This is a genomic window from Hyalangium ruber (assembly GCF_034259325.1).
Classification (GTDB): Bacteria; Myxococcota; Myxococcia; order Myxococcales; family Myxococcaceae; genus Hyalangium_A; species Hyalangium_A rubrum.
Window position 1 is genome coordinate 69,637 of sequence record NZ_JAXIVS010000017.1, and the last position, 24,129, is coordinate 93,765.

Below are 24,129 nucleotides of genomic sequence, written 5' to 3' on the forward strand. Positions count from 1 at the left end.
ATTGTTTGAGGTCAAAACAAAAGCTAGACTTCGCGCCCATGAGCGCTTCTCGATTCTTGCTGGTGAGCCTGTGTGCCTCGCTGGGTGCGTGCGCGGCGAGGCAGGCGGCTTCCCTTCAGAGCTATTCCCTGGGCATGGCGCGCGCCGAGTACCGGGACTACGTGGGCGCCCGCGTCCCCCTGTGTGACACGGAGCCGCGCTGGCTGTCGGATGAGCTGAGCTCGGTCAACGGGCTGCTGGCGCGGTTCCTCTCCGGCACGGAGCAGGCGGCGAACCCCGAGGCGCTCCAGCACTCCCAGCACCTCGGGCTGCTCCAGGAGGCCACCCGGACCCTGGAGCCGGTGATGAAGATCCACCGCCAGAACTTGAAGGCCCTGGGCGAGTGCGGCTTCCACCGCACGGGAGCCTTCCCGGAACTCACCCGTCGAGGCACGGAGCTGCTGGAGCAGGTGAAGGCCCGGATGAGCGAGGCGCCCTCGGCGCTGGCCGCGGCCGAGCTGCGAAGGGCCCAGCGCCGGTGGGTGGAGGAGGCCCCCGCGCGCGAGGCCTCCGCGCGGCAGACGTGGTGTACGCCCCTTCCCACGGTGGGCAACGCGGACCTGTACTTCGCGCGCGAGACGAACGACGGCCGCACCGAGTGGCTCTTCTGTGATGGGCTCAGGGTGGCGGCCCCCGCCGAGGGTGAGCCGCAGCTCATCACCCCCGAGGGGCTCAGCAAGCGGGACCGCCGGCGCATCCAGCCCCAGCGCTATCTGGACGCGGCGAAGGCCTACCCCGCCAGTGAGATCGACCGACTGCCGGATGCCGCCGCGAGTTCGGGTGGCGCGTCGGCGGGGCAGGCAGTCCACGCGGACTGAGGCTTCCGCGCCCCTTCACTCTTTGCGAGGGGTGCAAAGTTTGCGAAGCACGGGTTGCGAGGAGTCCGACTCCCACATTTCGTGGTTCCGCTGAGTTGCGCGGGCCTCGCGTGGGGCCGGGGTTTGCACTCTTGGGGAGCATCGCAGGAGGTTCCGCGTGCTCCCCCACTCTTCCCTTCGTCGAGGCTTCACGCTCATCGAGCTGATGAGCGCCGTGGTCATCCTCACCGTGCTGGCCACGCTGGCCCTCACTGTCAGGGTCTACGGCCTGGGTCGTGCCCGAGTGAACAACGCCGTGTTCGACGTGGCGGCCCTGTTCTCCACCGCGCAGCTCCAAGCCCTGCGCAGCGGCGTCCCCCACTATCTCGTCCTGCAGCAGCCCGCTGATGGGCGCGTCCGCATCACCCTGCTGGAGCGCCCCGATGCACAGCCAGCGATCGCGTGGGACGCGCTGGACCTGAGCCAAGGCCCCGAGGCGGCGCTGGCCTTCCAGCGCACTCGACCGGACGGCACCTCCGAGCTCTCGCCTGCGACCGTGCGAGACCGGCTGACGCTGGGAGGCAGCGCGGGCATGGACGCGGGAGGCCTCGCCTTCCTGGACCTCGACTCTCCCCGTCTCCGGAGGCCGCTGCCTCCTCCGTTCCACACCACGCCGCTCACCACGCCGTCCTTCACTCCAGTGGATCTCCACCTGCCCACGCGCGAGCTGCTGGGTGGCTGCTCCTTCTGTGTCGGCGGCGCGCAACCCTACGGCGTCATCCGCTTCAACCCCGACGGCACCGTGCGCCTCGAGACAGGAGGCGTGGAGACCGGCGGCACCCTCGCCCTCATGCCCAACACCCCCGAGGAGTCCCGCTTCGCTCCTCGACTGCTGACCATCGCCGCGCCCGCCGGAGCGGTGCGCGTCTTCTAGGAGGCCCTCACATCATGAGCCCTTCCCATCACTCCCCTCGCGGCTTCAGCATCATCGAGGCCATGGCCGCCATGGCGGTCTTCGTCATCGGCGTCGTCGGCGTCATGCAGATGAATGTGCTGGCCAGCCAGCAGAACAACCTGGCCCGCCACCAGACCCTCGCGAGCAAGATCGCCCGCGACGTGGCCGACTCCTTCGAGCGACTGCCCTACAACCACCCGATCTTCCTCCCCACGACGTCCCTGCAGCCCACCGACGCGGACTTCAGTAACCCCACCGTCCCCGACGGGCTGTGGAGACTGGAGGACGCCATCGCCCTCGCGGGAGTGCGCCCGATGCTGGGGGCGGCCGACGCCATCATCCAGTCCGAGGGCGGCGGCGACTTCTTCGAGGTCACCTGGCGCTCCCAGCGCGTGGAGAACCCCAGCCAGGCGGGCGTCTTCGACTCGCGCCGCATCGCCATCATGGTGCGCTACCCCACGCCGGGAGGCTTCCGCCAGGTCACCGTGTGGACCGTGAAGTACGACCCGGCCGCCGTCACCCTCGACCCCGATGCAGTCCTGGAGATCTGAGCCATGCGTCCCTCTCTCCGTTCTCGAGGCTTCACCCTGGTCGAGTTGCTCATCGGTGCCGCCGTGGGCGCCGTGGTGCTGCTGGGCATCAGCCTGACGTTCATCTCCCAGGCCCGGCAGTACCAGGCGCACGCCAGCCGCCGCGCCATCCAGGCCAACGCGCGCCAGGCCCTGGCCTTCGTGGGCCGCATCGTTCGCACCGCCGGCTATGGCGTCAATCCGGACCGCGCCGTGCTCGCCTACGACTCCTATGACGTAGCGAGCGACAGCGCCGCGCCCGGCTTCCCGGACGCGGTGGTGGTGCATTGGAGAGACCCGCTCTTCCGTCGCCCGGTGCAGTCGGCCAACTCCACCCAGCTCACCCTGCCAGCCACCCAGCCGCTGAGCGAGCCGCTGCGGCAGGGGCAGATCCTGCTGGTGCTCTGCCCGCTGGCGCGCAACCACGCCTTCGTCACCGTGGCGACCTACCGGAACGAAGGTGAGTTCACCATCCCGTTGGATTCGACGCTCCCCGCCGCCGCGCCCAACTCCCCCATCCACGGACCGGGCCGGCTGTTCCACGAGCAGGACAAGCTGGACAGCGACACCTGCTTCAGCGCTCCCGGTGCTCAGGTGGTGAAGGTGCGGCGCGCCGCCTTCTACGTGGCGACGTTCGACTCCGACGGAGACCCGGCCACTCCCGAGAAGACGCCCTATCTGATGATGAACCAGGGGCTGGACATGCCCACCGACACCCAGGTGCAGGGCGACACGGTCATCGACGAGAACGACTCCGTTCCGGTGGCCGAGGGCATCGAGCAGTTCCAGGTGGCGTACCTGCTCAACTCCAACAACGACAACCCGCCGCTCATCCGGGGGGTGAATGAGTCGCCCATGCTGCCGCCCACCTACTACGGCGAGCAGTGGGAACGCATCGACCCCGTCACGCTGGGGGCCAACTGGTTCTTCGACCCGTCCATTCGCTTCACCGATGCGCGGCGCACGGCCGATCACCCCGCCAACCTCCGCCAGGTACGCCTGACCGTGGTGGCGCGCAGCACCGTGGCCGACCCGGACATCCGGGGCGACAACCTGCTGACGGCCACGGAGGGAGCTCCGCTGCCGGATGGCACGGTGCCCTGGCGCCAGCTGGAGAACCTGGGCACGCCCGGCTCACCCGACTTCACGCCCTCGGGCGGCCACTTCTACCGAGTGCTGCTGCGCGAGTCGATCACCTCCAAGAACCTGATGATGAACGCGCAGTTCCCCCCGGTCTCGTTCCTCTCCAGCACACCCGTAGGCGGAGGTTGAACCCCATGAAACGCCTCACTCCCCACCCCCGAGGCATGGCGCTGGTGTTGGCCATGGTCGTCGTGGTGCTCATCACCCTGCTGGTGGCGGGCGCCATCTCCTTCACCGGCACCGAGCGGGCCGCCTCCCTCATGCAGACGCAGGAGGACCAGATGTCCTCGTGCATCCAGGCGGCGCGCAACCTCTTCATCTCCCGCATGCGCATGATTCCGGCCACCAGCGTGGAGACGGTCACCTTCGATGAGCAGATGAACGGCGCCCGCGTGGCGACCGGTCACTTCGGCCGCGTGACGGTCAACTCCGTCACCGACACGACCAGCTCCGTGCAGGACGCCAACATCAACGTCATGGCCATCGACCAGACGCCCGGTAACCCTCAGCCCGTGAAGTTCTACGCCGTCACCGCCGTGTGCCAGGAAGTCGCCGACGACCCGAGCAGCCCGGAGCGCGAGGTCGAGTTCCTCGTCAAGGTGGGCCTGTAGCGCGTCACGCGTGGTACGAGGTGGCGCACGGCCCCGCGTACTCGACGCCCTTCTGCTCGAAGATGGTGCGTGTCACCCGATCGACATTCCCACCGTAGATGTGGATGGAGACGGTGGGCTTGCCCTCGGGACAGGCCCCCTCGATGCGGTGAACGTCCCGGGGAGGAATGACCACGGCCGTGTCCCCGGGCGCATTGAAGCGCGACTCCAGCTCCTGCAGCCCGCCAGTGTCCGAGCGGCGGAAGCGCACCTCCCGCTCACGGCCGGTGACGACACCGATGACGCCCCACGTCGTGTGGTTGTGGATGGGCGTCGACTGCCCAGGCCTCAACACGATGCTGACGATGCAGAAGCGCTCCAGCGGATCACAGTGGATGACGTGCCGGGCGTAACAGCCCTCGGCGGGCTGGACATAGGTATCGGGGAGTCCCTGGGCCAGCCAGGGTGTGAGGGCCTCGCGCACCCGTTGAGTGACGAACTCTGGCTCTCCTGTTGCCAGGGCAGCACTCGCGATCTCGTCGATGAACGTGTCCAGCATGGGGTGTCCTCCGCTCGGGTAGGCTCCAGCACCCTCTCCGATCAAGGAAGGTTGGTAGGTGTCCCCCGTCCCCACTCACTCCTCCGAGCCTGCAGCCTGGGAGAAGGTAGTGCTGGGAGTCTGCTGGTCACAGGTCCCCTCCCTCATTCCCGGAGTCCTGGCCGCGGCGTGTGTCAGCCTGCTGGCACATGGCGCATCGCGGCTGCTCGGTGCTCAGCTCTTGCAGTGGCAGGGACTCGCCCCCGAGGGCCGCGCCAGTCCTGTGTCCGCCATTGCACTGTCGGTCATCCTGGGGCTGCTCCTGTCCGGACTGGCTCGCGCCCCCTGGCTCTGCCCCGGGTTGACCTTCGCGATGAAGAAGCTGCTGCGGCTGGGAATCATCCTGCTCGGGCTGAAGCTGGCGATTGGCGATGTGCTCAAGGTGGGAGCCCTGGGCATTCCCGTGGTGGTGGCCGTGGTGAGCATTGGCATCGGCGCCAGCCTGTTGCTGGCCCGCGCCCTGAAGGTGAGTCGAACCCTGGGCCTGCTCGCCGCGGCGTCCACGGGCATCTGCGGAATCACGGCGACGCTGGCGGTGGCGCCCGTGCTTCAAGCGGATGATCAAGAGGTCGCCTACACGGTGGCCAATGTCACGCTGTTCGGCCTGGTGGGCATGCTCCTGTACCCGTTCGTGGCGCACGCGCTGTTCGCGGCACACCCCGGCGCGGCGGGAGCGTTCCTGGGCACCGCCATCCACGACACCTCTCAGGTGATGGGGGCGGCGCTCTCCTATCAGGAGATGTTCGGCCAACCGGGCGCGGCGCAGATCGCCACCGTGACCAAGCTCACCCGCAACGCGCTGCTCGTCGCGGTGGTGCCCATGCTGGGGCTGCTCCACCGGCGGATGAGCGCGAAGGAGTGCGGCAGGGCCGCCCCCCTCTCGGAGCTGTTTCCCCTCTTCGTGCTGGGGTTCCTCGCCGCCGCGCTCGTCCGCTCCGTGGGAGAGGCGGGGCTGGCCTCCCAGGGGCTCGCCTTTGGCTCCATGACCCCGGATGTCTGGAGGGGCCTCATCCATCAACTGGGCGAGCAGACCTCTGGGATGCTGCTGGCGACGGCCCTGGCGGCGGTGGGCCTCTCCACGCGGCTGTCCGTGTTCCGGGTGCTCGGTGTGGCGCCCTTCCTGTTGGGCCTGGCGGCGGCGGTGGCGGTCAGCCTCAGCTCTCTGGGGCTCGCGGCCCTCGTGGGCCCACTGCTGGACCCGACCCGCTGACCGCCGCCTGCCGTTCCCTTCAGCTCCGCTCGTCGAACACGCCGCGCTTGGCCTGGTCCCGCTCGATGGAGCGGAAGAGCGCGCCGAAGTTCCCCTCGCCGAACGAGAGGTGGTTCTTGCGCTGGATGATCTCGATGAAGATGGGACCGATGAGGTTGCGGGTGAAGATCTGCAGCAGGTAGCCCTCCTCGTCCCCGTCCACCAGCACGTTGCGGCGGCGGATCTCCTCGCGGTCCTCCGTCACTCCGGGCACACGCTCGAAGACCTCGCGGTAGTACTCGTCATCCATGTCCAGCATCTGGATGTCGGTGCCCTCCAGGGCGCGCAGCGAGCCGAGGATGTCGGTGGTGACGAACGCCAGGTGCTGGACGCCCGGGCCCTTGTACTCCTCGAGGTACTCGTTGATCTGGCTCTTCTTCTCGGTCGCCTCGTTGATGGGGATGCAAAACGTGCCGCAAGGCGAGCGCAGCGCGTAGGAGGTCAGCCCCGTCTTCACGCCGCGGATGTCGAAGTAGCGCACCTCGGTGAAGCCGAAGATGTCCTTGTAGAAGGCCGACCAGCGCCCCATCGTCCCCTTCTCCACGTTGTTGGTGAGGTGGTCGATGGCGGTAAATCCCTTGGAGGGCACGCGCGCGGGCTCGGGGTGCGTCACGAAGCCCAGCTTCTCCCAGCGCTGAGCGTCGTTCGCCCCGTCCACCAGGTAGATGAGGCTCTCGCCGATGCCGTAGACGGCGGGAACCGGCTGGCCGTCTCGGAAGAAGAGGTCACCTTCGCCGCGCGAGCGGGCCCCTCGGGCCACCGCGGCCTCCTTGGCCTTCACGCCATCGAGCACGCGCCAGCCCATGGAGCAGATGCTGGGGCCGTGCAGGGCGGAGAACCCCTCGGCGAAGGAGGTGCGCCCCCGGTTGAGCAGCAGCCGGATGTCGCCCTGCTCGTACAGGTCGATGCGCCGGACGGGGTGGTGCATCGTCCGGGAGAAGCCGAACGCGAGGAAGAGGCGGTCGAGCCGCTCGGGCTCGGGGGAGACGAATTCGATGAAGTCGATGCCTTGCAGGCCGACCGGGTTGAGGATCATGCGCGCAAAGTAGGGACGACCCTGGGTGGAAGAAAGCACAAAGGACTGCCAGACATTGTCAGTCCGTTGCACAATCCTCCCCATGAACCTCACCCTGGAGCAGGCCCGTGCGCTGGATGCCCTCGCCCGCCATGGCACCTTCGCGGCCGCGGCCCAGGCGCTCCACAAGCGACACACCGCGGTGCTGTACGCGCTGCGCACCCTGGAGGAGCAGACCGACCTGGTGCTCCTGGACCGGCGCGGATACCGCACCCGGCTGACGGCGGCGGGGGAGCGGGTGCTCGAGCACTGCCGCAAGCTGCTGGCGGCAGAGCGTGAGCTGGAAGCGGCGTGCGCGGAGATCCGCACCGGCTGGGAACCCACCCTGCGAGTCATCTTCGACGGCATTTTCCCCGCCGAGCCGGTGCTACGCGCAGTGAAGCAGCTCCGCACCGAGGGCGCGGGGACACGCTTTCACGTCTCGGCCGAGTTCCTCACCGGGGTGGAGGCGGCATTCGTGCGCGAGGAGGCGGACTTGATGGTGTCGCTGCTACCGCCCACCCTGCCGGGCCTTCGCTCCTATCGGCTGACGGAGCTGAAGGCCGTGCTGGTGGCCCACCGCTCTCATCCCCTGGCGCGGATGCGGGGCCCGCTGAAGGATGAGGAGCTGGCCCAGCACCTGCTACTCACCGTGCGGGGCTCGGATCCGCGCCTGCAGCTGAGCACCGGTGCGCTGGAGGACCGCTCCACGGTGCATCTCAACGACTTCGCCTCCAAGAAGGCCGCCATCCTCGAGGGGCTGGGCTACGGCTGGCTCCCGGAGCACCTGATGGCGCGGGAGCGCCGGGGAGAGTTCAAGGCGCTGAAGCTCGTTCGGGGCGCCACGCACCTCTTCCACCCCTCCCTGCATCACCGAGCGGGAGTTCGGCTGGGGCGGGCGGCCAGCCGTGTGGTGCAAGCACTCACCGGGGTGGACCCCTCGCCATGAACCCTCACATGAAAAGCTTGCACGCCTGCTAAGCCTTTCACCAGACGACTTTCATGGCCTCTTGGCCATGGCCCGAAAACACAAGCCCTGTGCAGAATGGAGCGGACGACCTGCCCATGCAGGTCATGGAGGTCGAATCGTGTCGTATGGGCAGCTTCTGACGCAGATCCCCATCTTCGCGCACCTGCAGGGCGAGGATCTGGAGCACCTGTCCGCCCTGCTCCGCCCGCGTCGCTATGACAAGGGCGAGGTCATCTTCCACCAGGGAGACATTGGCACCGCCCTCTTCATCATCCGCAAGGGGCAGGTGGCCATCCGCCTCAGCTCGGATGATGGCAAGGAGGTCACCCTGACGATGCTCGACCGGGGCGACTTCTTCGGCGAGCTGGCGCTGCTGGACGGAGAGCCCCGCTCGACGGACGCCGTCGCGCGCGAGGAGTCCGACCTGCTCAGCCTCCAGCGCGAGGACTTCCAGCGCTTCCTGGACGCGCGGCCCCAGGTGACCAAGGGCCTGCTGGCCGCCCTGAGCCATCTGGTCCGGCGCGTCACCCAGCTGGTGCATGACCGGACCTTCCTCGACGCTCGCACGCGCCTGGTCCGCGTCCTGCTCGAGCTGGCCGAGCACCAGGGCAAGCCCAGCGGCGAGGGCGTGGTCATCCCCCACAAGATTACCCAGTCCGAGCTGGCCAACCTCTGCGGCCTCACCCGCGAGAGCGCCAACAAGTGGCTGCGCTTCTATGTCCGCGAGGGACTTCTCTCCTACGAAGGAGGGCAGATCACCCTCGTACAGCCCGAAAAGCTCGGGCGGGAAGCGGAGTAGCCCGCTCCCCGCCCCGAGTTCCGGCTCGACGTTGCCTCAGATGCGGAGGTCCCCCTCGTCGAGCCAGAATCCACTGGTCATCTCCACGGTGCGCTGGAGGCGCTCCTGGCTCATGCGCGAGAGCGCCTCGCGCAGCCCGGGCTGGTGGAGGATGTGCCGCTCGCAGGCCTCCCGGTCCAGCCGCAACAGCGTGCAGCGCTCGGCGGTGGTGACGGTGGCGGTGGCGGTCACCCCCAGCATCAGGGAGATCTCCCCGAACACGTCCCCCTCGCGCAGCGGCCGGTAGTCACTCTCCCGGCCATCCTCGTGCTCGTGCAGCACCCGGCAGGTGCCCCGCAGCAGCAGGTAGAGCGCCGAGGCCGACTGGCCCTGCATGGTGAGCGGCTTGCCCGCGGGCACGGAGCAGAGCTGGAAGTCGCGGGCCAGGGCCTCGCGCTGCAGGGGCGTGAGGGCGCGGAAGAGCGGGTTGCTGCGCAGCATGTTGATCAGCAGCCGCTCACGGTGGAAGGTCTGCAGCACCTGCCCCACCGAGGGGTGACGGGTGACGAGCTGCTCCACCCGCTCCCGCGGAAGCTCCAGCACCATCGTGCGCTCGCTCGCCCGGACGCTGGCCAGGCGAGGCCCCGCCGACAGCAGCGCCATCTCGCCGAACAGATCCCCTTCTCCCATGAAGGCCAGCGTGCGCTCCCCGCCCGTCTCCAACTTGCGGACGACCTCCACGCTGCCCTCCACGATGGCGAACATGGAGCCCCCCAACTGCCCCTCCTGGATGATGGTCTCCTTCGGCTGGAAGACGCGCAGCTCCAGGCGCTCCATCACCGACAGCAGTTCCTCTCCGCTGAGCTGCGAGAAGATGGGGATGCGCGGCAGGGTCCCTCCGCTGATGTTGCCCGTGGCGGGAGCGTTCTCGACCGGCTTGGGAGCCGGGGCGAGCCGCGGCGACGACTCGAGCCGCTTGGCGTGGAGCTCCGCCAGCAGCCGCTGCGTCCGGTTATGGCGCGGCTCGATCTGGAGGATGACCTTGCAGAGGGCGATGGCGCGCAGCAGCCAGCCCTGCCGCGCCCACGCCTCGGCCAGCGCCTCGTAGGTGGCGATGGACTCCTTCTTGCGGCCCAGGCGCTGGAGCAACTCGGCCACCTTCTGCCGGCTGGAGAGGTCTTCCGGCGCCTCCTGGACGACCTTCTGGTACTCGGAGAGGGCCGACTCCAGCGCCCCCTTGGCGAAGAATTCGGCGGCCTTGTTCTTGTGCTCGCGCAGTGCGTCCATGGTCGTTCTCCTCGCGGCCCCTCTCGGGCCTGTCTGGAATGCACTGTGCCTGTTCGATGCAATGGGGGCTGTGAGGGTCGTCACACCGCGGGTGTGAAGCCGTTCACATGGCGGATCCGGCGCTCGCTCCTCCCTCTGCCCTCCGAGGCTTGAAAGCGCCCCGCGAATGCAGACCTTTCTTCCAAGGGAGGGCTGCATGCCTCGCGGAGACAAGAGCAAATACACGGACAAGCAGAAGCGGCGCGCCGAGCACATCGCCGACAGCTACATGGAGCACGGCAAGAGCGAGAAGGAGGCGAAACGCCGCGCCTGGGCCACGGTGAACGCCGAGTCGCACGGGGGTGAGAAGCCCGGAGGCTCGGGGTACGGCAAACCGGAGACCCACCAGGCGTCGCGGCGCGGCGGCCAGCGCAGCATGGCCTCTCGGACGACGGCTCAGCGCTCGCGCGCGGCGAAGAAGGCCGCGGTGACACGCAAGCGCAAGTCCGTGCAGCGCAGCGTGGCGGCCAAACGGGCCGCTGCGAGCCGCAAGCGCAAGACGAGCAAACGTTAGCCCTTCCTTCGTTCCCGTTGTCCCACCACCCACGATCCAGGAGCCCTGATCATGTCCAGCAAGCGAGAACTCATCGAGCCGACCCCGGGTGACAAGCGGTACGTGCGCCGGGATGACCAGGGGCGCTTCAAGGAAGTGGACGACGTGGGCCGCTCGCTCTCGCAAGACCAGAAGCGCAAGGCCGAGCACGACGCCGGCAAGGGCCAGGGCGATCGCGGCGACCACAAGGAGTAGCGCCGCATGGCCACCGCGAAACGGAGTACGGGCAAGCGCAAGAACAGCCTCGTGGAGAACATCAACCGCCGCAAGCGAGCGGGGACTTCCCGCTCGAAGCGCAAGTCCACGGTGTCGAAGAAGGCCTACCGGAACATGCAGCGCGGCTGGCCCAAGACGGCGCGAAAGAAGAGCACCCGCTCGCGAAAGTCGAGCTGACGCGAGCGTCGCGGCTCAGGTGAGGAAGTAGCGGCCGTGCTCCACCCGAGCGCGGCCCTCTTCCACCAGCTTCTCCAGCGTGGCCAGGGCGCTGCGCTCGGCCACCGGGTGCAGGAAGGCCGGGGTGTCCGCATAGGCCACCTCCACCACCTGGGCCACCGTCGCGCCCTCGGTGGGCAGCGCCTCCATGATGCGTGCTTCGCGCGCGGCCCGGTGCTGGATGTACTCCTGGAGCTTGCCCGGGCCATCCGGGATGGCGCCCCCGTGAGCCGGGTAGATCGTGGTCACGGGCAAGTCCCGCAGCCGCGCGAGCTGCGTCAGGTAGTCGCGCATGTTGCCCTCGGGCGGGTCGATGACGATGGTGCCCACGCCCGCCACCATGTCCCCCACCACCGCCGCGTGGCTGCGCTCGTCCACCAGACAGACGTGTCCCCGCGCGTGCCCCGGCGTGTGCAACACCCGCCAGCGCTGAGGCGGAGTCCCCGCCAGCTCCAGCACGTCGCCATCCTCCAGGATTCGCTCGGCGGGCACGTCCAGCCGATCCGCCGTGCGCGCATGGCACCACAGCGGAAGCCCCAGCCGATCCTTCAGCAGCTTCGCCCCGCCGATGTGGTCTCCGTGGTGGTGGGTGAGAAGGACCGCCACCGGGCGCCGTCCCTCCGCCTTCAGGATGTCCAGCACCTCGAACAGCCGCTCGCACTCGAGGGAGTCCTCCGCGCCCGGGTCGATGATGAGCAGTTCGCCGTTGCCCAGCACATACGTGTTCGTGTGCGTGGCGGGGGGCAGCGTGGGCGTCGCCATCGGCACCAGCCGCACGCCCTGCTGGAACTCGATGATCGTCGCGAGGAAGTCCGGGCAGTGGGGCGGCGCACACAGCCGCTCCAGCACCTGCCCCCGCGTGTCGAATCGCCCGAGCACCTGGAGCGCATGCAGGTTGGGCGGGTGCAGCAGCGCCGTGCCCTGCTCCCAGCGCGCCAGCGCCTCCGCCGGCACCACCCACGTCGCCTCCGCCAGCTCGCCCGGCAAGAACTCCGCCTGAGCGTGGGGCGGCACCTCCACCAGGTAGAAGTACGTGTCGAAGCGCACCGGCATATACGGAGGGGTGATCCACCGCCCCGCCTCGTGGAAGTCCTCCGCCCGCAGCGACAGCCCTGCCTCGTCCAGCAGCGCCTTCCACCCCCGCTGCCCCGACAGCAGCGCCCGGCGCAGTTCCTTCACCCGCTCGGGCCCGAGCGCCTCGGCGCCCTCGGCCACCAGCACCCCGGCCTCCTCGAAGAGTTCGCGCGCTGCGGCCACGCGCAGCGCGGCCTGTTCACCCTCCGCCCCGCGCATCGGCACCTGCGCATCCGCCTTGTCCACCTTGCCGCCCGGAAAGGCGTAGAAGCCGCCGGCGAAGGCCAGCGCCTTCTCCCGCTTCACCCAGAACACCTCCACGTTCGGGCCCACCCGCCGGTACAGCACCACCACCGACGCCAACCGGGGCACGGCCGGAGGCGGCGCGGGCGGCATCCCTGGAAGCGCCTCGCTCATGACTCCACCGCCTGTCCCAGCAGCTTCGTCATGAGGGCCCGCGCCGCTTCGCTCTGATCGGGCCGCACGTACACCCGCGTCAGATGCACCGCCCCGCTGTAGCGCTGGTACAGCGGGGTGTAGCGCGCCACCTCGGTGAGCCGGCCGGTGGACACGTCGAGGATGAAGAGGCTGGGGCCTGTCTCGCCCTCCTTGACGTACTTGGAGAGCACCCCTTCCGACTCGACGACGTAGTGCTCGAACTGGCCAGCCACCAGCGCGCTGCGCAGCACGTCCAGGTCATAGCCCGCGTCGCGCTCGGTGAACTGGGCCACCAGCTTGAAGCCCTTGCGCTGGGAGATGCGCTGCGCCCACCGGTTCTTCGAGCGGCGCAGCGTGTACCAGAGCGCCGCGTCGTCGCAGAGCAGGAACGCCTCGGGGTCGGCGGGGATCTCGAACTCGCCGGGCGCCTCCTCATAGTAGCGCCGCAGCATGTGGTCGAAGTTCACCGAGGTGTGGTGGTAATAGACCGAGACGAACATGTGGTAGCGGCTGAGCAGGAAGTCCTCGAAGGCGAACGCCGCCGCCCGGCTCAGCGCCAGGTAGGCCCGCCCATCCTTCACCGCCGGGTTCAGGTTCGAGACGATCCAGTCGAAGTCGTACCGGCCATAGTTCACGCCCGTATAGAAGGAGTCGCGCAGCAGGTAGTCCATCCGGTCCGCGTCCAGCTCTCCGGAGACGATGGCGCGCAACAGCGGCGACCAGTCCACGCCCTGGTACGTGAAGCCCGGGTCATTCGGCGGGCGGGCGCCGGTAATCAGCCCCACCACCGCGTCTCCCCGAATTCCTAGCGGCCCAAAGTGTTTTTCGATGAGCGGCGCCAGCGAGCTGTCCAGGAGGATCTTCGCGGTGAAGTCCTCATGCGTGGCCTGGGCCCCCTCGGCCGTGGAGTCCAGCCAGGCAGGCAGCTTCAGGGACGCGCGCGACGGGGCGATGCGCTCGGAGGCGTGGGACAGGGGCATGTGGCCCAGGTCGTGGCACAGCACCGCCAGCCGGACCGCCGCACAGAAGCGGGACTGGACATCGTCGGGCAGCACCGTGCGAGAGGCCACCGCGCCAAACAACCGAGAGGCCACATGCATGGCCCCCAGCGAGTGGGCGTGGCGCGTGTGGGTCGCTCCCGGAAAGGCCAGGTCCCCGAAGCCCAGTTGCCGCACATGGCGCAGCCGTTGGTACTGCGGGCTGTCAATGATCGCCTTCTCTGGGTCGCTAACGGGGATGGTGCCGTGGATGGGGTCGCGAATCCGCATGGTTCCCTTTCCATACTCCTGGATACCCCCCAGCGAGCAGCCAATCGCACTTGGGTTGGGCTGGGATCGGCCCGGGGGACGTGCTAACCCTTCTCCCCAATACGAATGCACATCGTCATCCTGCACAACCGCGATCACGACCTCCTTGAAGACGATCCGGGAAGGGAGGCCCGCGAGGATGTGATGCGAGTCGCCTCCGCGCTCTCCGAGGCCCTCACCCGGGGAGACACCCACGCCGAGCCGCTGGCCGTCGAGGGAGAGCAGCTGGACTTCGTGGACACGCTGCGGCGGATGCAGCCCGACCTCGTCATCAACCTCTGTGAGTCGCTGGCCGCCGACAGCCGCGGGGAGATGGTGATTCCCTGCCTGCTGGACATGCTGGGGCTGCCCTACACGGGCTCGCCCGCCCTCTCGCTGGGCTTGGCGCTACACAAGCCCCGAGCCAAGGAGCTGCTGCGCGCCCGAGGCGTCTCCACGCCGCCCTTCGCCGTCGTGGAGAAGCTCGAGGACGTGATGGCGGTGGACCTGCCCTACCCCCTCATCGTCAAGCCCGCGCGCGAGGACGCCAGCGTCGGCGTGGACTTCGACTCGGTGGTGCATGACCGGGCCGGGCTGGCGCGCGCCGCCGAGGCCGTGCTGCGCACCTTCCACCAGCCCGCCCTCGTCGAGCAGTTCATCCCCGGTCGGGAGATCTACGTCCCGCTGCTGGGTAACGCGCCGCGCAACGCGCTGCCGCTCACGGAGATTCGCTTTGGCCCGGCGTTCGAGAACCGGCCGAACATCGTCTCGTACAAGGCCAAGTGGGAGGAGGACTCTCCCGAGTGCCGAGACAGCACCTCGGTGGCCTGCCAGTTGGAGGACTCCGCCCTGGAGGCCAGGCTGGTGAGCACGGCACTCGCCGCGTTCTCCGCGCTGGACTGCCTGGACTACGGGCGCGTAGACCTGCGCGTGTCGCCCGAGGGCATACCTTACGTCATAGACATCAACCCCAACTGCGACCTCCACCCGGGCGCGGGGTTCGCCAAGGCCGCGGCCGCGGCCGGCATCGACTACCCCGCCCTGGCCAATCGACTCGTGGAGATTGCCCTCGAAAGAGCCCATGGAAATCCGTCTCATCGAAAAAAAGGACCGGGAGCCGCTCGCCGGACTGATTCGCCGAATCGAAACGTTCTCGCCGGAAGAGGTGGAGTGCGCCATCGAGCTGGTGGATCTCGCGCTCACGCCGAATAACAAGGACTACACCATCCTCGTCGCCGATCGCGGCGGCACCCTCGTGGGCTACATCTGCTACGGCCCCACGCCGATGACGGAGGGCACCTACGACTTGTACTGGATCGCCTCGGACCCGGCGGTGCGCGGGCAGGGCGTGGGCGCCTCGCTCATCGCCGGCATGGAGGGAGACCTTCGGCGGCGCACCGCGCGGGCCATCCGCGTGGAGACGAGCGCCACGGAGGCCTACGGCCCCACCCGCGGCTTCTACGCCTCGATGAAGTACACCGAGGAGTCCCGGTTCCGGGATTTCTACAAGGTCGGGGATGACCTCATCGTCCTGGCCAAGCGGCTCTAATCCGCGAACAAAACGCCGCTACATCCGTTAAGAGGGGGGAGATGACCCGCACACGTCCCCTGCTCCCCCTGTTGGGCCTGGCCGTGGCGCTGCTGAGCGCGGCGCCGGTGCTGGCCCAGGCCCCTGCGGGGGCTCCCCGCCCGGCCGCCAAAGCCGCCACCGTCTCCGACGCCCTCAAGGTCCCTCGCCCCAAGGGAGGCGAGTGGCTGGGGCTGTACTTGATGGACAAGAAGGTCGGCTACTTCTTCACGGACCTGGCCCTGGTGCCCGGGCGCACCGACCAGGTGAAGAGCATCAATGAGCTGGTCTTCAAGGCCACCGTGGGCACCCGGGTCTCCGAGCGCGTCCACCGCGAGGAGCGCATCTACGAGGCCAAGCCCAACGGCCGGCTGCTGTCCTTCGTGGTGGAGCAGCGCGGCGATGGCGGCGACCAGCGCATGGAGGGCACCAACACGCCCCAGGGCCTTCGCGTGGTGCGCAAGCGCCCGGGCCTGCCGGATGAGCTGCGCACCCTGCCCGCGAGCCCCGAGAAGGTGGAGGACGCGGACCAGGCGCGCGTGGCCGTCTTCCGCAAGGCCACGGTGGAGGGCACCATCACCGACGGCACGGACCTGACGAGCTACAAGGTCACCACCACGGTGGAGCCGGCCGAGGAGCGCATGGTGCGCGGGGTGAAGGTGCGGCTGGGCAAGGCGCAGACGATCTCCGAGAAGGAGAAGGTGCCGGTGCTGGCCTACGTGACCGAGCAGGGCGAGATGGTGGAGGTGGACTTCGGCCAGACGATGAAGGCGCGCTCGGAGTCGGAGGCCGTCGCCAAGCGGCTGGACGTGGTGGAGGTGTTCGGGCTCACACGCATCGTCCTGCCCCGGCAGTTGCCCACCGAGGCGCGGGCCATTCCGGGCCGGGCGGTGATGGTGATGACGGGGCTGCCGGAGAAGTTCCAGAAGGACAACTACCGGCAGAAGTACGTGCGCATGCCGAACGGGCAGGTGGAGGTGACACTGTCGGCGGACTTCCCCAAGCCGACCCACCTCAAGCCGCTGCCGCTGGCGGATCCCGAGGGCGGCGACAACCTCAAGGCGACCATCATCGTCGAGAGCGACAACGCGGACATCATCAAGCTGTCCAAGCAGCTGGTGGGCAAGGAGAAGGACGCGCACGCGGCGGCCCGGAAGATCAACGAGTGGGTCGCCAAGAACCTGGTGAAGGACTACGGGGCGAGCGCGGACCGGGCCTCAGACGTGCTGCGGCAGATGAAGGGCGACTGCACCGAGCACTCGCTGCTGGCGGTGGCGCTGCTGCGCGCCGCGGGCATCCCCGCCCGGCGGGTGGACGGCGTCGTCTACATGGTGAACGAGGACAAGGTGCCCGCCTTCTACTGGCACGAGTGGGTGGAGGCCTACGTGGGCGAGTGGACCCAGATGGACCCCACCTTCAACCAGCCGGTGGCGGACGCCACGCACTTCGCCGTGGGCCAGGAGGGCAACGCGGAGATCACCCCGCTCATCGGCCAGCTCAAGGTGGTGGAGGTGAAGGACAAGCCCTCGGCCACGCCGGGGCGCTGAGCCGTCACCTCGGGGCACGCCCCGCGCTGGCGCTCACTTGCGCTGGCGCAGCATGTCCCGGGCGTACCAGGCCAGCAGCGGCTGCTTGCTGGAGGCCGCGTTCCACAGCGCCGTGCGCGCCGATACCGAGAGCCTCGGGAAGGCGCGCAGGGAGCTGGCGGCCGCCACGCGCAGTTCCAGCTCCAACAGCTCGTCCATGATGACGGTGGCCAGCGCATCGAGCGCGGCCTCGTGGTGCGTGGCGAACTCCGAGTGGCTCAGGCGCGATGCCGCCGCGACGCGCAGCTCCACGTCCGCGGTGGACAGCAGCCGCACGAGCAGATCCCAGGCCTCGGGCCGGTGCGCTCCCAGGTCCCAGACGAAGCTCTTGATGCCGCTCTGGATGTGCCGGTCTCCCTCGTCCAGCCGCTGGATGAGCACGGTAAGGACGCGCTCGGCGATGGGATGGAAGAAGCGCGCCTCCTGACGGCAGATGCCGATGCTGCCCACCGCGCGCAGCAGCGCGGCCAGCGCCTCGGTGCCCACGGGAGCGGCCAGCGCCCGCGCCAGCAATTCCACCTGCTCCGGGGCCTCGGCGCAGATGCGCGCGATGGCGGCGGCGGCGTACTCCCGCTCGGCCGCATCGCTCTCGGTGGAGAGGATGCGCTCGAGCACGCTCTCCACGGCCTCGGCTGCCTCGCCCCCGTAGTCGCCGATCTCCCGCAGCGCCCGGCCCCGCATCTCCGCGTCGCCGTAGCGCAGTTGCAGCACCAGGTCGCGGATGCGCCCCAGCCGCGCCTCGGCGTCATCCGGCAGCGCGGGCCGCGACAGGTCCAGGTCCAGGAAGTCCGTGACGAGGCAGACGGGCTGCCCGTCCTCGCCCAGGCCCCACCACGAGGTGGAGACGCCCTGCGCCCGGGACTCGGCGCCGGGGGTGGGAGACGAGAAGGCGATGATGTTGGCGCCGGACCTGGGCTCCAGCGTCAGCGCGGTGCTCGACCACATGGGCGAGGAGTGCGCGGTGAAGGTGTCGACGAACTGGCGGCTCCGGTCCGGCACGCGCTCCACCACGTCCGCGTCGAGGAACGCGGTGATGTCCGGCTCGGCCCGATAGCCATGGCGCGGGTGGGGCGGCAGCACCCGGGCGGGCTCTCCGCGCGTGGCCCGCTCCCAGCGCACCGGCCGCGACTCCTCGAAGCGGACCATGGCCATGGCGATGGACTCATGGGCGGCGGAGGAGCCCGTGCGCCGGGTGCGGATGACACTGAGGAGGACGGGGTAGCGCCCCGGAGGGACGGCGCGAGAGAACGGCTCCCGGTGGTTGAGGGTAAGCAGCACCAGCAGGTGGGCGCCGGGCAGCGGCCGGGGCGGCAAGGTGAGCGGGTTGCACACCACGATGCGGCCGCTGGTGAGCACCAGCGTCCCCGCATGGTGCGTGTACACAGCCACCGGCCGGCCCCGTGAGAGCAAGACCCGCTCGTTCTCGAACGCGGACAGCAGGTCTGGCCCGGTACTGCGCACAGCCATCGGAGGCACCTCTGCCGGGCCAGTCTACCCCTTTCCTACTTCGCGCGCTGGAAGACGCTCTCGGCCAGCGAATAGTTGTCACGCTGGTTGGGGTGGAAGCCCGGGCGGAAGTACTCCAGGAAGATGCCCAGTGAACGAAGCGCCATCCGGCTCGGGCCGAACAGCAGCGCCTTGAAGTCCCGCCACGTCCGCTTGCGCCACAGCTCCCCGTCCTGCCGCAGCAGCATCACCATGCCCGTGCCGATGAAGCCCAGCACCACCACGCCCCCCAGCAGCACCCCCGCCATCCGCAGCAGGTAGGAGCGGCTCGTGCGCCGCAGCAGCTCGAACGCCATCTCCTTGTGTTCGATCTCCTCGGCGGCGTGCCACTCCCAGAGCTCGGCCATGAAGGGCTCGGCCGGCTTCATCATCTGATCCGCCAGGACGATCTCCGCCAGCAGCGCCGTGAGGTGCTCGAAGCCGGCGATCATCGACATGCTCACCCGCTGCCCCAGCCCCTTCTCGAACCAGTGGGTGAAGATGCGCTCCGAGGCGCTCAGATAGCCTTCGATCTGGTAGCCCTGCTCTCTCAGGTTGTTCAGGAACTTCTCATGCACGTAGGAGTGGGTGGCCTCCTGGCCCATGAAGCCGCGCACCTGGCGGGAGAACTCGGTGTCCTCCTTCAGCTCGGGCAGGCGGTCGCGCATGACGCGCACCATGAACTCCTCGAAGGACACCACGAAGAGGTTGATGGCATTGAAGAAGTGGGACTGGGTAGGACTGCCCGCCAGCCAGTGCTTTGGAATGGAGCTGGGGAAGGTGAAGGCCGTACGCCGGGGCCGTAGGTGGGATGGATCGAGCGCTCTGCGCTCGAAGCGAGACATCGGCTGCACGTAAACGGAGGACTGCGAACCAGCGACCGGGGCCTGCGGTGACGCGAAGCTTGAAGCCGTCATGATGTGTTCCCCCTCACCCGTAGCGTTCTCAGCGACGCGGCCAGAATACGAGGATGGTTGGGGGTGCCACCATCTACGCCACGAACGATTCAATGTTGCCTTGAAATCAACAATGATCAGCGTGTCTCGAGGTCGGCGCTGGCGAGACGATAGGCACTGCGCCGACAGAGGGAAGTGGGCTCGCGAAGGGTGTGTCCGGCCCCGGTTGAGTACTCTGGCAGTGAAGGAAAAGAGAGCCTCTCTCGGCGGCGGAACGCCCGGAGGCGCTCAACCAGGATGCCGGCGCGATCACGAATCGTGCCGCCGCCGAGAGCTGCTCTTGCAGCGGGGGCCCCCCCAGGAACCCGCTGCGTAAGCGAGGCCAGGATAGGGTCCGGATTCCAGCACCGGCACCCCCTCAAACTTCGACAGAGTGTTGAAGCTGCGTTAACAATCCCGGGCGTGCTGAGCAAACTGGACGATGTGGTCGTCTTCGTCGCGGTGGCGGACGCGGGGGGTTTCACGGCCGCGGCGCGTCGGCTGGGACTCACCACGGCGGCGGTGAGCAAGGCCATCACCCGGCTCGAGCAGCGGCTGTCCACGCGCTTGTTCACGCGGACCACCCGCGCGGTACACATGACGGACGCGGGCTCGCGCTACTACACCCGCTGCCGGCCCGCGCTGGAGGAGCTGGCCCGTGGGGAGGACGAGGCCCTGGAAGAGGCGGGCTCGATGCGGGGCCGCATCCGCGTGGAGCTGCCGACTTCCTTTGGCCGCACCATCGTCATCCCGCTGCTGGCGGAGTTCCAGCGCACCTACCCGGACATCGCGCTCGATATCCGGTTGAACGACCGGTACGTGGACCTCGTGGAGCAGAGCGTCGACGTGGCGGTCCGCTTCGGCACGCTCAAGGACTCCACCCTCAACGTCCACCGGCTGGGCATGTCGCGCACCTGCACGTGCGCCTCGCCCGCCTACCTGGAGCAGTATGGCGCCCCGCGCTCCATCGCCGAGTTGGAGCAGCACCGCCTCATCACCTACCTGTCCCAGCAGACGCGGCGCCCCTACCCGTGGTTCTTCCGGGTGAATGGCGAGGTGCAGACCCAGCTGCAGAAGTCGCGAATCGAGATCGACGACAGCGGCGCGAACCGGGCCCTCGCGGTGGCGGGCGCGGGCATCATCCAGGACCTGAGCTGCCACCTCTGGGAGGATCTCCTCACCGGCCGGCTCGTGGAGATCCTCTCCGAGTTCTCGGCTCCCGCCCTGGAGGTCTCCCTCGTCTTCCCCTCCGGGCGGGACATGCCCTCGCGCGTGCGCGCCGTGGTGAAGTTCCTGCGCACGCGGCTCACGGCGAATGTGATCGACCCGCTGAGGTAAGCTCAGCCGCGCGAGGGGGCCTGGAGCCTTCGCGCCAGCTCCTCCGCGTCCGTCAGGGGACGCTCGCAGGCGAAGCCTCGGCAGACGTAGGCCGTGCCCTGGCCTCCCACCGGCTCCCGGCCCTCGAAGAGCTCCTGGAGGAGCGGAGGCGGCGCCACGCCCGACTCCTTCCACCCGAAGCTGAAGGTGGGTGCGAAGACACGATTGGCGGAGGCAAGCAGCGGGGTCACCTGTGCGCGCGTACCCGCGAAGGTGACGCCGGCGGCCCCATCGAGGAGCGAGTCCGCGACGAGGGCCAGGTAGCCGTAGCCCATGGGGTTCTCCTCGATGGGCCGCCGCATGCGCGCCAGGTAGCGCTCGGCCAGCTCCAGGTGGGACTTGTCCCCGGTGAGCGCGGCGAGCGCCACCTGCGCCTCGGTGAGCGTGGAGGCTCCCGAGGGGTAGGCGTTGTCGAAGAGGGAGTAGGTGGCCACCACCAGGTCCTTCTGCCCCTTGGGCGCGGAGAGGTAGGCCTGCTTCTCCGCGTCCCAGAAGAGCGTCACCGCGCGCTCCACCAGCGCGGCGGCGGCCTTCAGGTACTTCACCTCGAAGGTGGCCTGGTAGAGCGCGGTGAGCCCGGAGGCCAGGTCCCCGTAGTCCTCCAGGAAGCCGTCGATGCGCCCGCCGCTCTCCTCATAGGAGCGCACCAGCCGCGTCCCGTCCCACATGCGGGAGAGCACGAAGTCCGCCGCGCCCGCCGCGAGCTGGGCCCACTCCGGACGCCCGAAGACCCGCGAGGCGAGCGAGAGCCCGCGAATCATCAGCCCGTTCCAGCCCGCGAGCAGCTTGTCGTCCCGCCCCGGCTTCACGCGCTTGTCCCGCGCCTCGAAGAGCGTCTTGCGAGCGGCGGCCAGCTGGCCCTCCACCGCCTCCACCGTGAGCCCACGCTCCTGGGCGAGCTGCGCCGAGGGGATGGCCACCTCCAGCACCGTGGTGCCGTGCTCGAAGTTCCCCTGCGGGGTGATGCGGAAGTGGCGCAGCACCAGCTCGGCCTGCTCCGGCGGGAGCAGCGCGCTCACCTCCTCCGGGCGCCAGACGAAGAACTTGCCCTCCTCTCCTTCGCTGTCGGCGTCCTGGGCGGCGTAGAAGCCCCCGCGCGCGTCCGTCATCTCGCGCCGCACGTACTCCACCGTCTCCTCCACCACCTTGCGCCACAGCGGCCGGGACTCCACCTGCTCGGCCTCCGCGTACAGGTGCAGGAGCTGGGCGTTGTCGTAGAGCATCTTCTCGAAGTGCGGCACCAGCCACCGCTCATCCACCGAGTAGCGGTGGAAGCCGCCTCCGAGCTGGTCGTAGATGCCGCCCAGCGCCATCTTCTCCAGGGTCTTCGTCACCGCGTCCTTGAGCGCCACGGGGCCGCCGCGCCGCCACGCACGCAGCATGAAGGACACGTCCATGGGGTTGGGGAACTTGGGGGCGCCACCGAAACCCCCGTGGATCGTGTCCACGTTGCGCAGCATCCCCTCGCCCATCTTCACCATGTCCGCCGCCGTGAACGTCCCGGGCTGCGCGTCCAGCCCGTAGGCGGCCAGCTCCCCCAGTCCTTCGTGGAAGGACTCCGCCTGTTGCAGCACCTGCTCCCGCTGGTGGGTCCACGCGGCATGGAGCGCCTCCAGCAGCCGGGGGAAGCCGGGGCGGCCGTACTTGTCCGTCGGCGGGAAATAGGTGCCCCCGTAGAAGGGCCGCAGGTCCGGCGTGAGGAACACCGTCAGGGGCCAGCCGCCGCCCTGACTCATGAGCTGCACCACGCCCTGGTAGATCTGATCGAGGTCCGGCCGCTCCTCGCGGTCCACCTTGATGTTGATGAACCAGTCGTTCATCAACTTCGCGATGTCGGGGTTCTCGAAGGACTCGTGCGCCATCACGTGGCACCAGTGGCACGCCGAATAGCCCACGGAGAGCAGGATGGGCTTGTCCTCGGCCCGGGCCCGCGCGAGGGCCTCGTCTCCCCAGGGGTACCAGTCCACGGGGTTGTGGGCGTGCTGCCGCAGGTAGGGCGAGGGCTCTTTGCCGAGGCGGTTGCTCGGACCAGACGGCGTCGAAGAGGAGGCCATGGAGTGCAGAGATAGAAAGACGCGGGCGGTGTGGGCAAGCAAGGACTGGGAGTTGCAATAAATCCCGGCGTGGAGCGTTCACGTGCAGTCACCCCGTGCGTTCAGGTTCCAAGGATTGACTCCCCCCGCCGGTTGCTGAATGAACGCGCGCCTTCACGCAGCCCCTGCCCCTCGACGCACATGCAAGCCACTCGATTCTCCTGGGTCCACGCCCTTTCCCTCGCCGCGCTCCTGGCCGCCGTGCCCCTCTCCGTCCAGGCGCAGCCCTCGAGAGCGCCGCGCGTCTGCCAGCGCTACGACGTCCCCGTGTCCCTGGCCGCCGGACAGCCCGCCACCTCGCATGTCGCCGCATGGCTGTGCGCGCGCGGCGAGCTCACGGCGAACCGCACCGTGCAGGTGCTGCTCTCCGGCAACACCTACGGCAGCACCTACTGGGACTTCCCCTACCGCCCCGAGGTGTACTCCTACGTCCATTGGATGACCGACGCCGGCTACGTCACCCTCAGCGTGGACCGCATCGGCATCGGCAAGAGCAGCCGCCCCTCTTCCCTCTCCGTGACCATGGAGAGCAACGCCTGGACCATTCAGCAGGTCGTCGAGAAGCTCGCGGATGGCTCGCTGTCGGGCGTGGCCTTCTCGAAGATCGTCCTCGTCGGCCACTCGTATGGCTCGGCCGTCGGGATGCTCGTCGCCAGCCGCTCCAGCGCGGTGGATGGACTCATCGCCAGCGGCATGCTCCACGGCACGGGCTATGGCCTGATCTTCAACGCCGCCGCCATGTACCCCGCGCAGCTCGACCTGCGCTTCTTCGGCCAGCCCATTCCACTCGGCTACCTCACCACGAACCTCCTGGGCCGCGGCGTGTTCTACTGGACCCCAGGCGCCGAGGCCGCCGTCATCGCCGCCGATGCCGAGACCAAGGAGACGATGACGCTGGAGGAGACGCTCACCCAGCAACAGGGGCTCAACGCCTCCGCCTCGCTGAGCGTGCCGGTGCTCTCGGTCGTCGGTGACTACGACGCCACGTTCTGCGGCGTGCCCACCTGCTCACAGCCCGGCAGCGCGGCCGCGAACGAGCCCAACTTCTTCCCGCCCGCGGCCCAGCTCGAGGTGCGGGTGATTCCCAGCGCTGGACACAACCTGAACCTGCACACCAACGCCCAGACGTGGTTCGCCGTGGCGCAAGAGTGGCTCGACCGGCGCTTCGGTCCTTGAGCGCGCGGATGCGGCACCGCCGCTGAAACGGCGATTGCCAACGGGCTCCGGGTGCGCTT

Annotated in this window: 24 protein-coding genes; 16 read left to right on the forward strand and 8 right to left on the reverse strand. The window is 68.8% G+C overall.

Annotated features, from left to right (window positions below):
• Positions 1–38 precede the first annotated feature (38 nt).
• The 5 genes from SYV04_RS36655 to SYV04_RS36675 all read left to right on the forward strand — a co-directional run bounded on the left by SYV04_RS36655 (position 39) and on the right by SYV04_RS36675 (position 4,114).
• Entirely contained in the window at positions 39–857 is an 819-nt protein-coding gene (locus SYV04_RS36655) for a hypothetical protein (RefSeq protein WP_321550690.1), read from the forward strand.
• Between the two features lie 157 nt (positions 858–1,014).
• Positions 1,015–1,770 carry a pilus assembly FimT family protein gene (locus SYV04_RS36660; protein WP_321550691.1) on the forward strand — a complete coding sequence of 252 codons (756 nt, stop codon included), beginning with the start codon at positions 1,015–1,017 and terminating at the stop codon, positions 1,768–1,770.
• Positions 1,771–1,784: 14 nt separating this feature from the next.
• The gene (locus SYV04_RS36665; protein WP_321550692.1) at positions 1,785–2,342 is read left to right on the forward strand and encodes a prepilin-type N-terminal cleavage/methylation domain-containing protein; all 558 of its coding nucleotides are present in this window, start codon (positions 1,785–1,787) and stop codon (positions 2,340–2,342) included.
• Between the two features lie 3 nt (positions 2,343–2,345).
• Positions 2,346–3,632: a PilW family protein gene (locus SYV04_RS36670; protein WP_321550693.1), complete on the forward strand. Its 1,287-nt coding sequence runs from the start codon at positions 2,346–2,348 to the stop codon at positions 3,630–3,632.
• A gap of 5 nt (positions 3,633–3,637) precedes the next feature.
• Positions 3,638–4,114, forward strand: a complete 477-nt coding sequence (locus tag SYV04_RS36675) for a hypothetical protein (protein WP_321550694.1) — start codon at positions 3,638–3,640, stop codon at positions 4,112–4,114.
• Between the two features lie 4 nt (positions 4,115–4,118).
• Here the strand turns inward: SYV04_RS36675 and SYV04_RS36680 are convergent, their stop codons facing one another.
• Positions 4,119–4,652: a cysteine dioxygenase family protein gene (locus SYV04_RS36680; protein ID WP_321550695.1), complete on the reverse strand. Its 534-nt coding sequence runs from the start codon at positions 4,650–4,652 to the stop codon at positions 4,119–4,121.
• Positions 4,653–4,914: 262 nt separating this feature from the next.
• Here SYV04_RS36680 and SYV04_RS36685 point away from each other — a divergent pair, with 262 nt between their 5' ends.
• Entirely contained in the window at positions 4,915–5,901 is a 987-nt protein-coding gene (locus SYV04_RS36685) for a YeiH family protein (RefSeq protein ID WP_321550696.1), read from the forward strand.
• Between the two features lie 19 nt (positions 5,902–5,920).
• Here SYV04_RS36685 and hppD read toward each other — a convergent pair whose 3' ends face one another.
• Positions 5,921–6,976, reverse strand: a complete 1,056-nt coding sequence (hppD, locus tag SYV04_RS36690) for a 4-hydroxyphenylpyruvate dioxygenase (protein ID WP_321550697.1) — start codon at positions 6,974–6,976, stop codon at positions 5,921–5,923.
• A gap of 82 nt (positions 6,977–7,058) precedes the next feature.
• Here hppD and SYV04_RS36695 point away from each other — a divergent pair, with 82 nt between their 5' ends.
• Complete coding sequence (locus SYV04_RS36695; RefSeq protein WP_321550698.1) at positions 7,059–7,943, forward strand: LysR family transcriptional regulator; 885 nt, start codon at positions 7,059–7,061, stop codon at positions 7,941–7,943.
• A 139-nt stretch (positions 7,944–8,082) separates the two neighbouring features.
• Positions 8,083–8,763, forward strand: coding sequence for a Crp/Fnr family transcriptional regulator (locus tag SYV04_RS36700; protein ID WP_321550699.1), 681 nt, complete (start codon positions 8,083–8,085; stop codon positions 8,761–8,763).
• Positions 8,764–8,799: 36 nt separating this feature from the next.
• Here SYV04_RS36700 and SYV04_RS36705 read toward each other — a convergent pair whose 3' ends face one another.
• Entirely contained in the window at positions 8,800–10,029 is a 1,230-nt protein-coding gene (locus SYV04_RS36705; protein WP_321550700.1) for a cyclic nucleotide-binding domain-containing protein, read from the reverse strand.
• A gap of 196 nt (positions 10,030–10,225) precedes the next feature.
• On the opposite strand from SYV04_RS36705, the gene SYV04_RS36710 reads away from it, so the two are divergent.
• From SYV04_RS36710 to SYV04_RS36720, 3 genes are read left to right on the forward strand one after another with little or no spacing between them, the layout of a single operon-like run.
• Positions 10,226–10,582, forward strand: a complete 357-nt coding sequence (locus SYV04_RS36710) for a plasmid stabilization protein (RefSeq protein WP_321550701.1) — start codon at positions 10,226–10,228, stop codon at positions 10,580–10,582.
• A 51-nt stretch (positions 10,583–10,633) separates the two neighbouring features.
• Entirely contained in the window at positions 10,634–10,816 is a 183-nt protein-coding gene (locus SYV04_RS36715; RefSeq protein ID WP_321550702.1) for a hypothetical protein, read from the forward strand.
• A 6-nt stretch (positions 10,817–10,822) separates the two neighbouring features.
• Positions 10,823–11,014 (forward strand): hypothetical protein, encoded by a 192-nt coding sequence (locus tag SYV04_RS36720; protein ID WP_321550703.1) that lies wholly within the window; start codon positions 10,823–10,825, stop codon positions 11,012–11,014.
• A 15-nt stretch (positions 11,015–11,029) separates the two neighbouring features.
• On the opposite strand, the gene SYV04_RS36725 is transcribed toward SYV04_RS36720, so the two are convergent.
• Entirely contained in the window at positions 11,030–12,544 is a 1,515-nt protein-coding gene (locus tag SYV04_RS36725) for an MBL fold metallo-hydrolase (protein WP_321550704.1), read from the reverse strand.
• Positions 12,541–13,833, reverse strand: coding sequence for an HD domain-containing protein (locus SYV04_RS36730; RefSeq protein ID WP_321550705.1), 1,293 nt, complete (start codon positions 13,831–13,833; stop codon positions 12,541–12,543). Before SYV04_RS36730 ends, SYV04_RS36725 begins: the two co-directional genes overlap by 4 nt.
• 105 nt (positions 13,834–13,938) lie before the next feature.
• On the opposite strand from SYV04_RS36730, the gene SYV04_RS36735 reads away from it, so the two are divergent.
• From SYV04_RS36735 to SYV04_RS36745, 3 genes are read left to right on the forward strand one after another with little or no spacing between them, the layout of a single operon-like run.
• Positions 13,939–15,063, forward strand: a complete 1,125-nt coding sequence (locus SYV04_RS36735) for a D-alanine--D-alanine ligase family protein (protein WP_321550706.1) — start codon at positions 13,939–13,941, stop codon at positions 15,061–15,063.
• Positions 15,038–15,400 carry a GNAT family N-acetyltransferase gene (locus SYV04_RS36740; RefSeq protein WP_321550707.1) on the forward strand — a complete coding sequence of 121 codons (363 nt, stop codon included), beginning with the start codon at positions 15,038–15,040 and terminating at the stop codon, positions 15,398–15,400. The genes SYV04_RS36735 and SYV04_RS36740 overlap by 26 nt, the downstream gene beginning before the upstream one ends.
• Before the next feature lie 41 nt (positions 15,401–15,441).
• Positions 15,442–16,965 (forward strand): transglutaminase-like domain-containing protein, encoded by a 1,524-nt coding sequence (locus SYV04_RS36745; protein ID WP_321550708.1) that lies wholly within the window; start codon positions 15,442–15,444, stop codon positions 16,963–16,965.
• Positions 16,966–16,998: 33 nt separating this feature from the next.
• On the opposite strand, the gene SYV04_RS36750 is transcribed toward SYV04_RS36745, so the two are convergent.
• Together SYV04_RS36750 and SYV04_RS36755 are read right to left on the reverse strand one after the other, a co-directional pair.
• Entirely contained in the window at positions 16,999–18,471 is a 1,473-nt protein-coding gene (locus tag SYV04_RS36750; RefSeq protein WP_321550709.1) for a DUF4241 domain-containing protein, read from the reverse strand.
• A gap of 35 nt (positions 18,472–18,506) precedes the next feature.
• Positions 18,507–19,334 (reverse strand): metal-dependent hydrolase, encoded by an 828-nt coding sequence (locus SYV04_RS36755; protein WP_321550710.1) that lies wholly within the window; start codon positions 19,332–19,334, stop codon positions 18,507–18,509.
• Between the two features lie 513 nt (positions 19,335–19,847).
• On the opposite strand from SYV04_RS36755, the gene SYV04_RS36760 reads away from it, so the two are divergent.
• Positions 19,848–20,762 (forward strand): LysR substrate-binding domain-containing protein, encoded by a 915-nt coding sequence (locus SYV04_RS36760; protein ID WP_321550711.1) that lies wholly within the window; start codon positions 19,848–19,850, stop codon positions 20,760–20,762.
• A gap of 2 nt (positions 20,763–20,764) precedes the next feature.
• On the opposite strand, the gene SYV04_RS36765 is transcribed toward SYV04_RS36760, so the two are convergent.
• Positions 20,765–22,855 (reverse strand): thioredoxin domain-containing protein, encoded by a 2,091-nt coding sequence (locus tag SYV04_RS36765; protein WP_321550712.1) that lies wholly within the window; start codon positions 22,853–22,855, stop codon positions 20,765–20,767.
• Between the two features lie 180 nt (positions 22,856–23,035).
• Between SYV04_RS36765 and SYV04_RS36770 the strand changes: the two genes are divergently transcribed.
• Positions 23,036–24,070 (forward strand): alpha/beta hydrolase, encoded by a 1,035-nt coding sequence (locus tag SYV04_RS36770; protein WP_321550713.1) that lies wholly within the window; start codon positions 23,036–23,038, stop codon positions 24,068–24,070.
• Positions 24,071–24,129 lie beyond the last annotated feature (59 nt).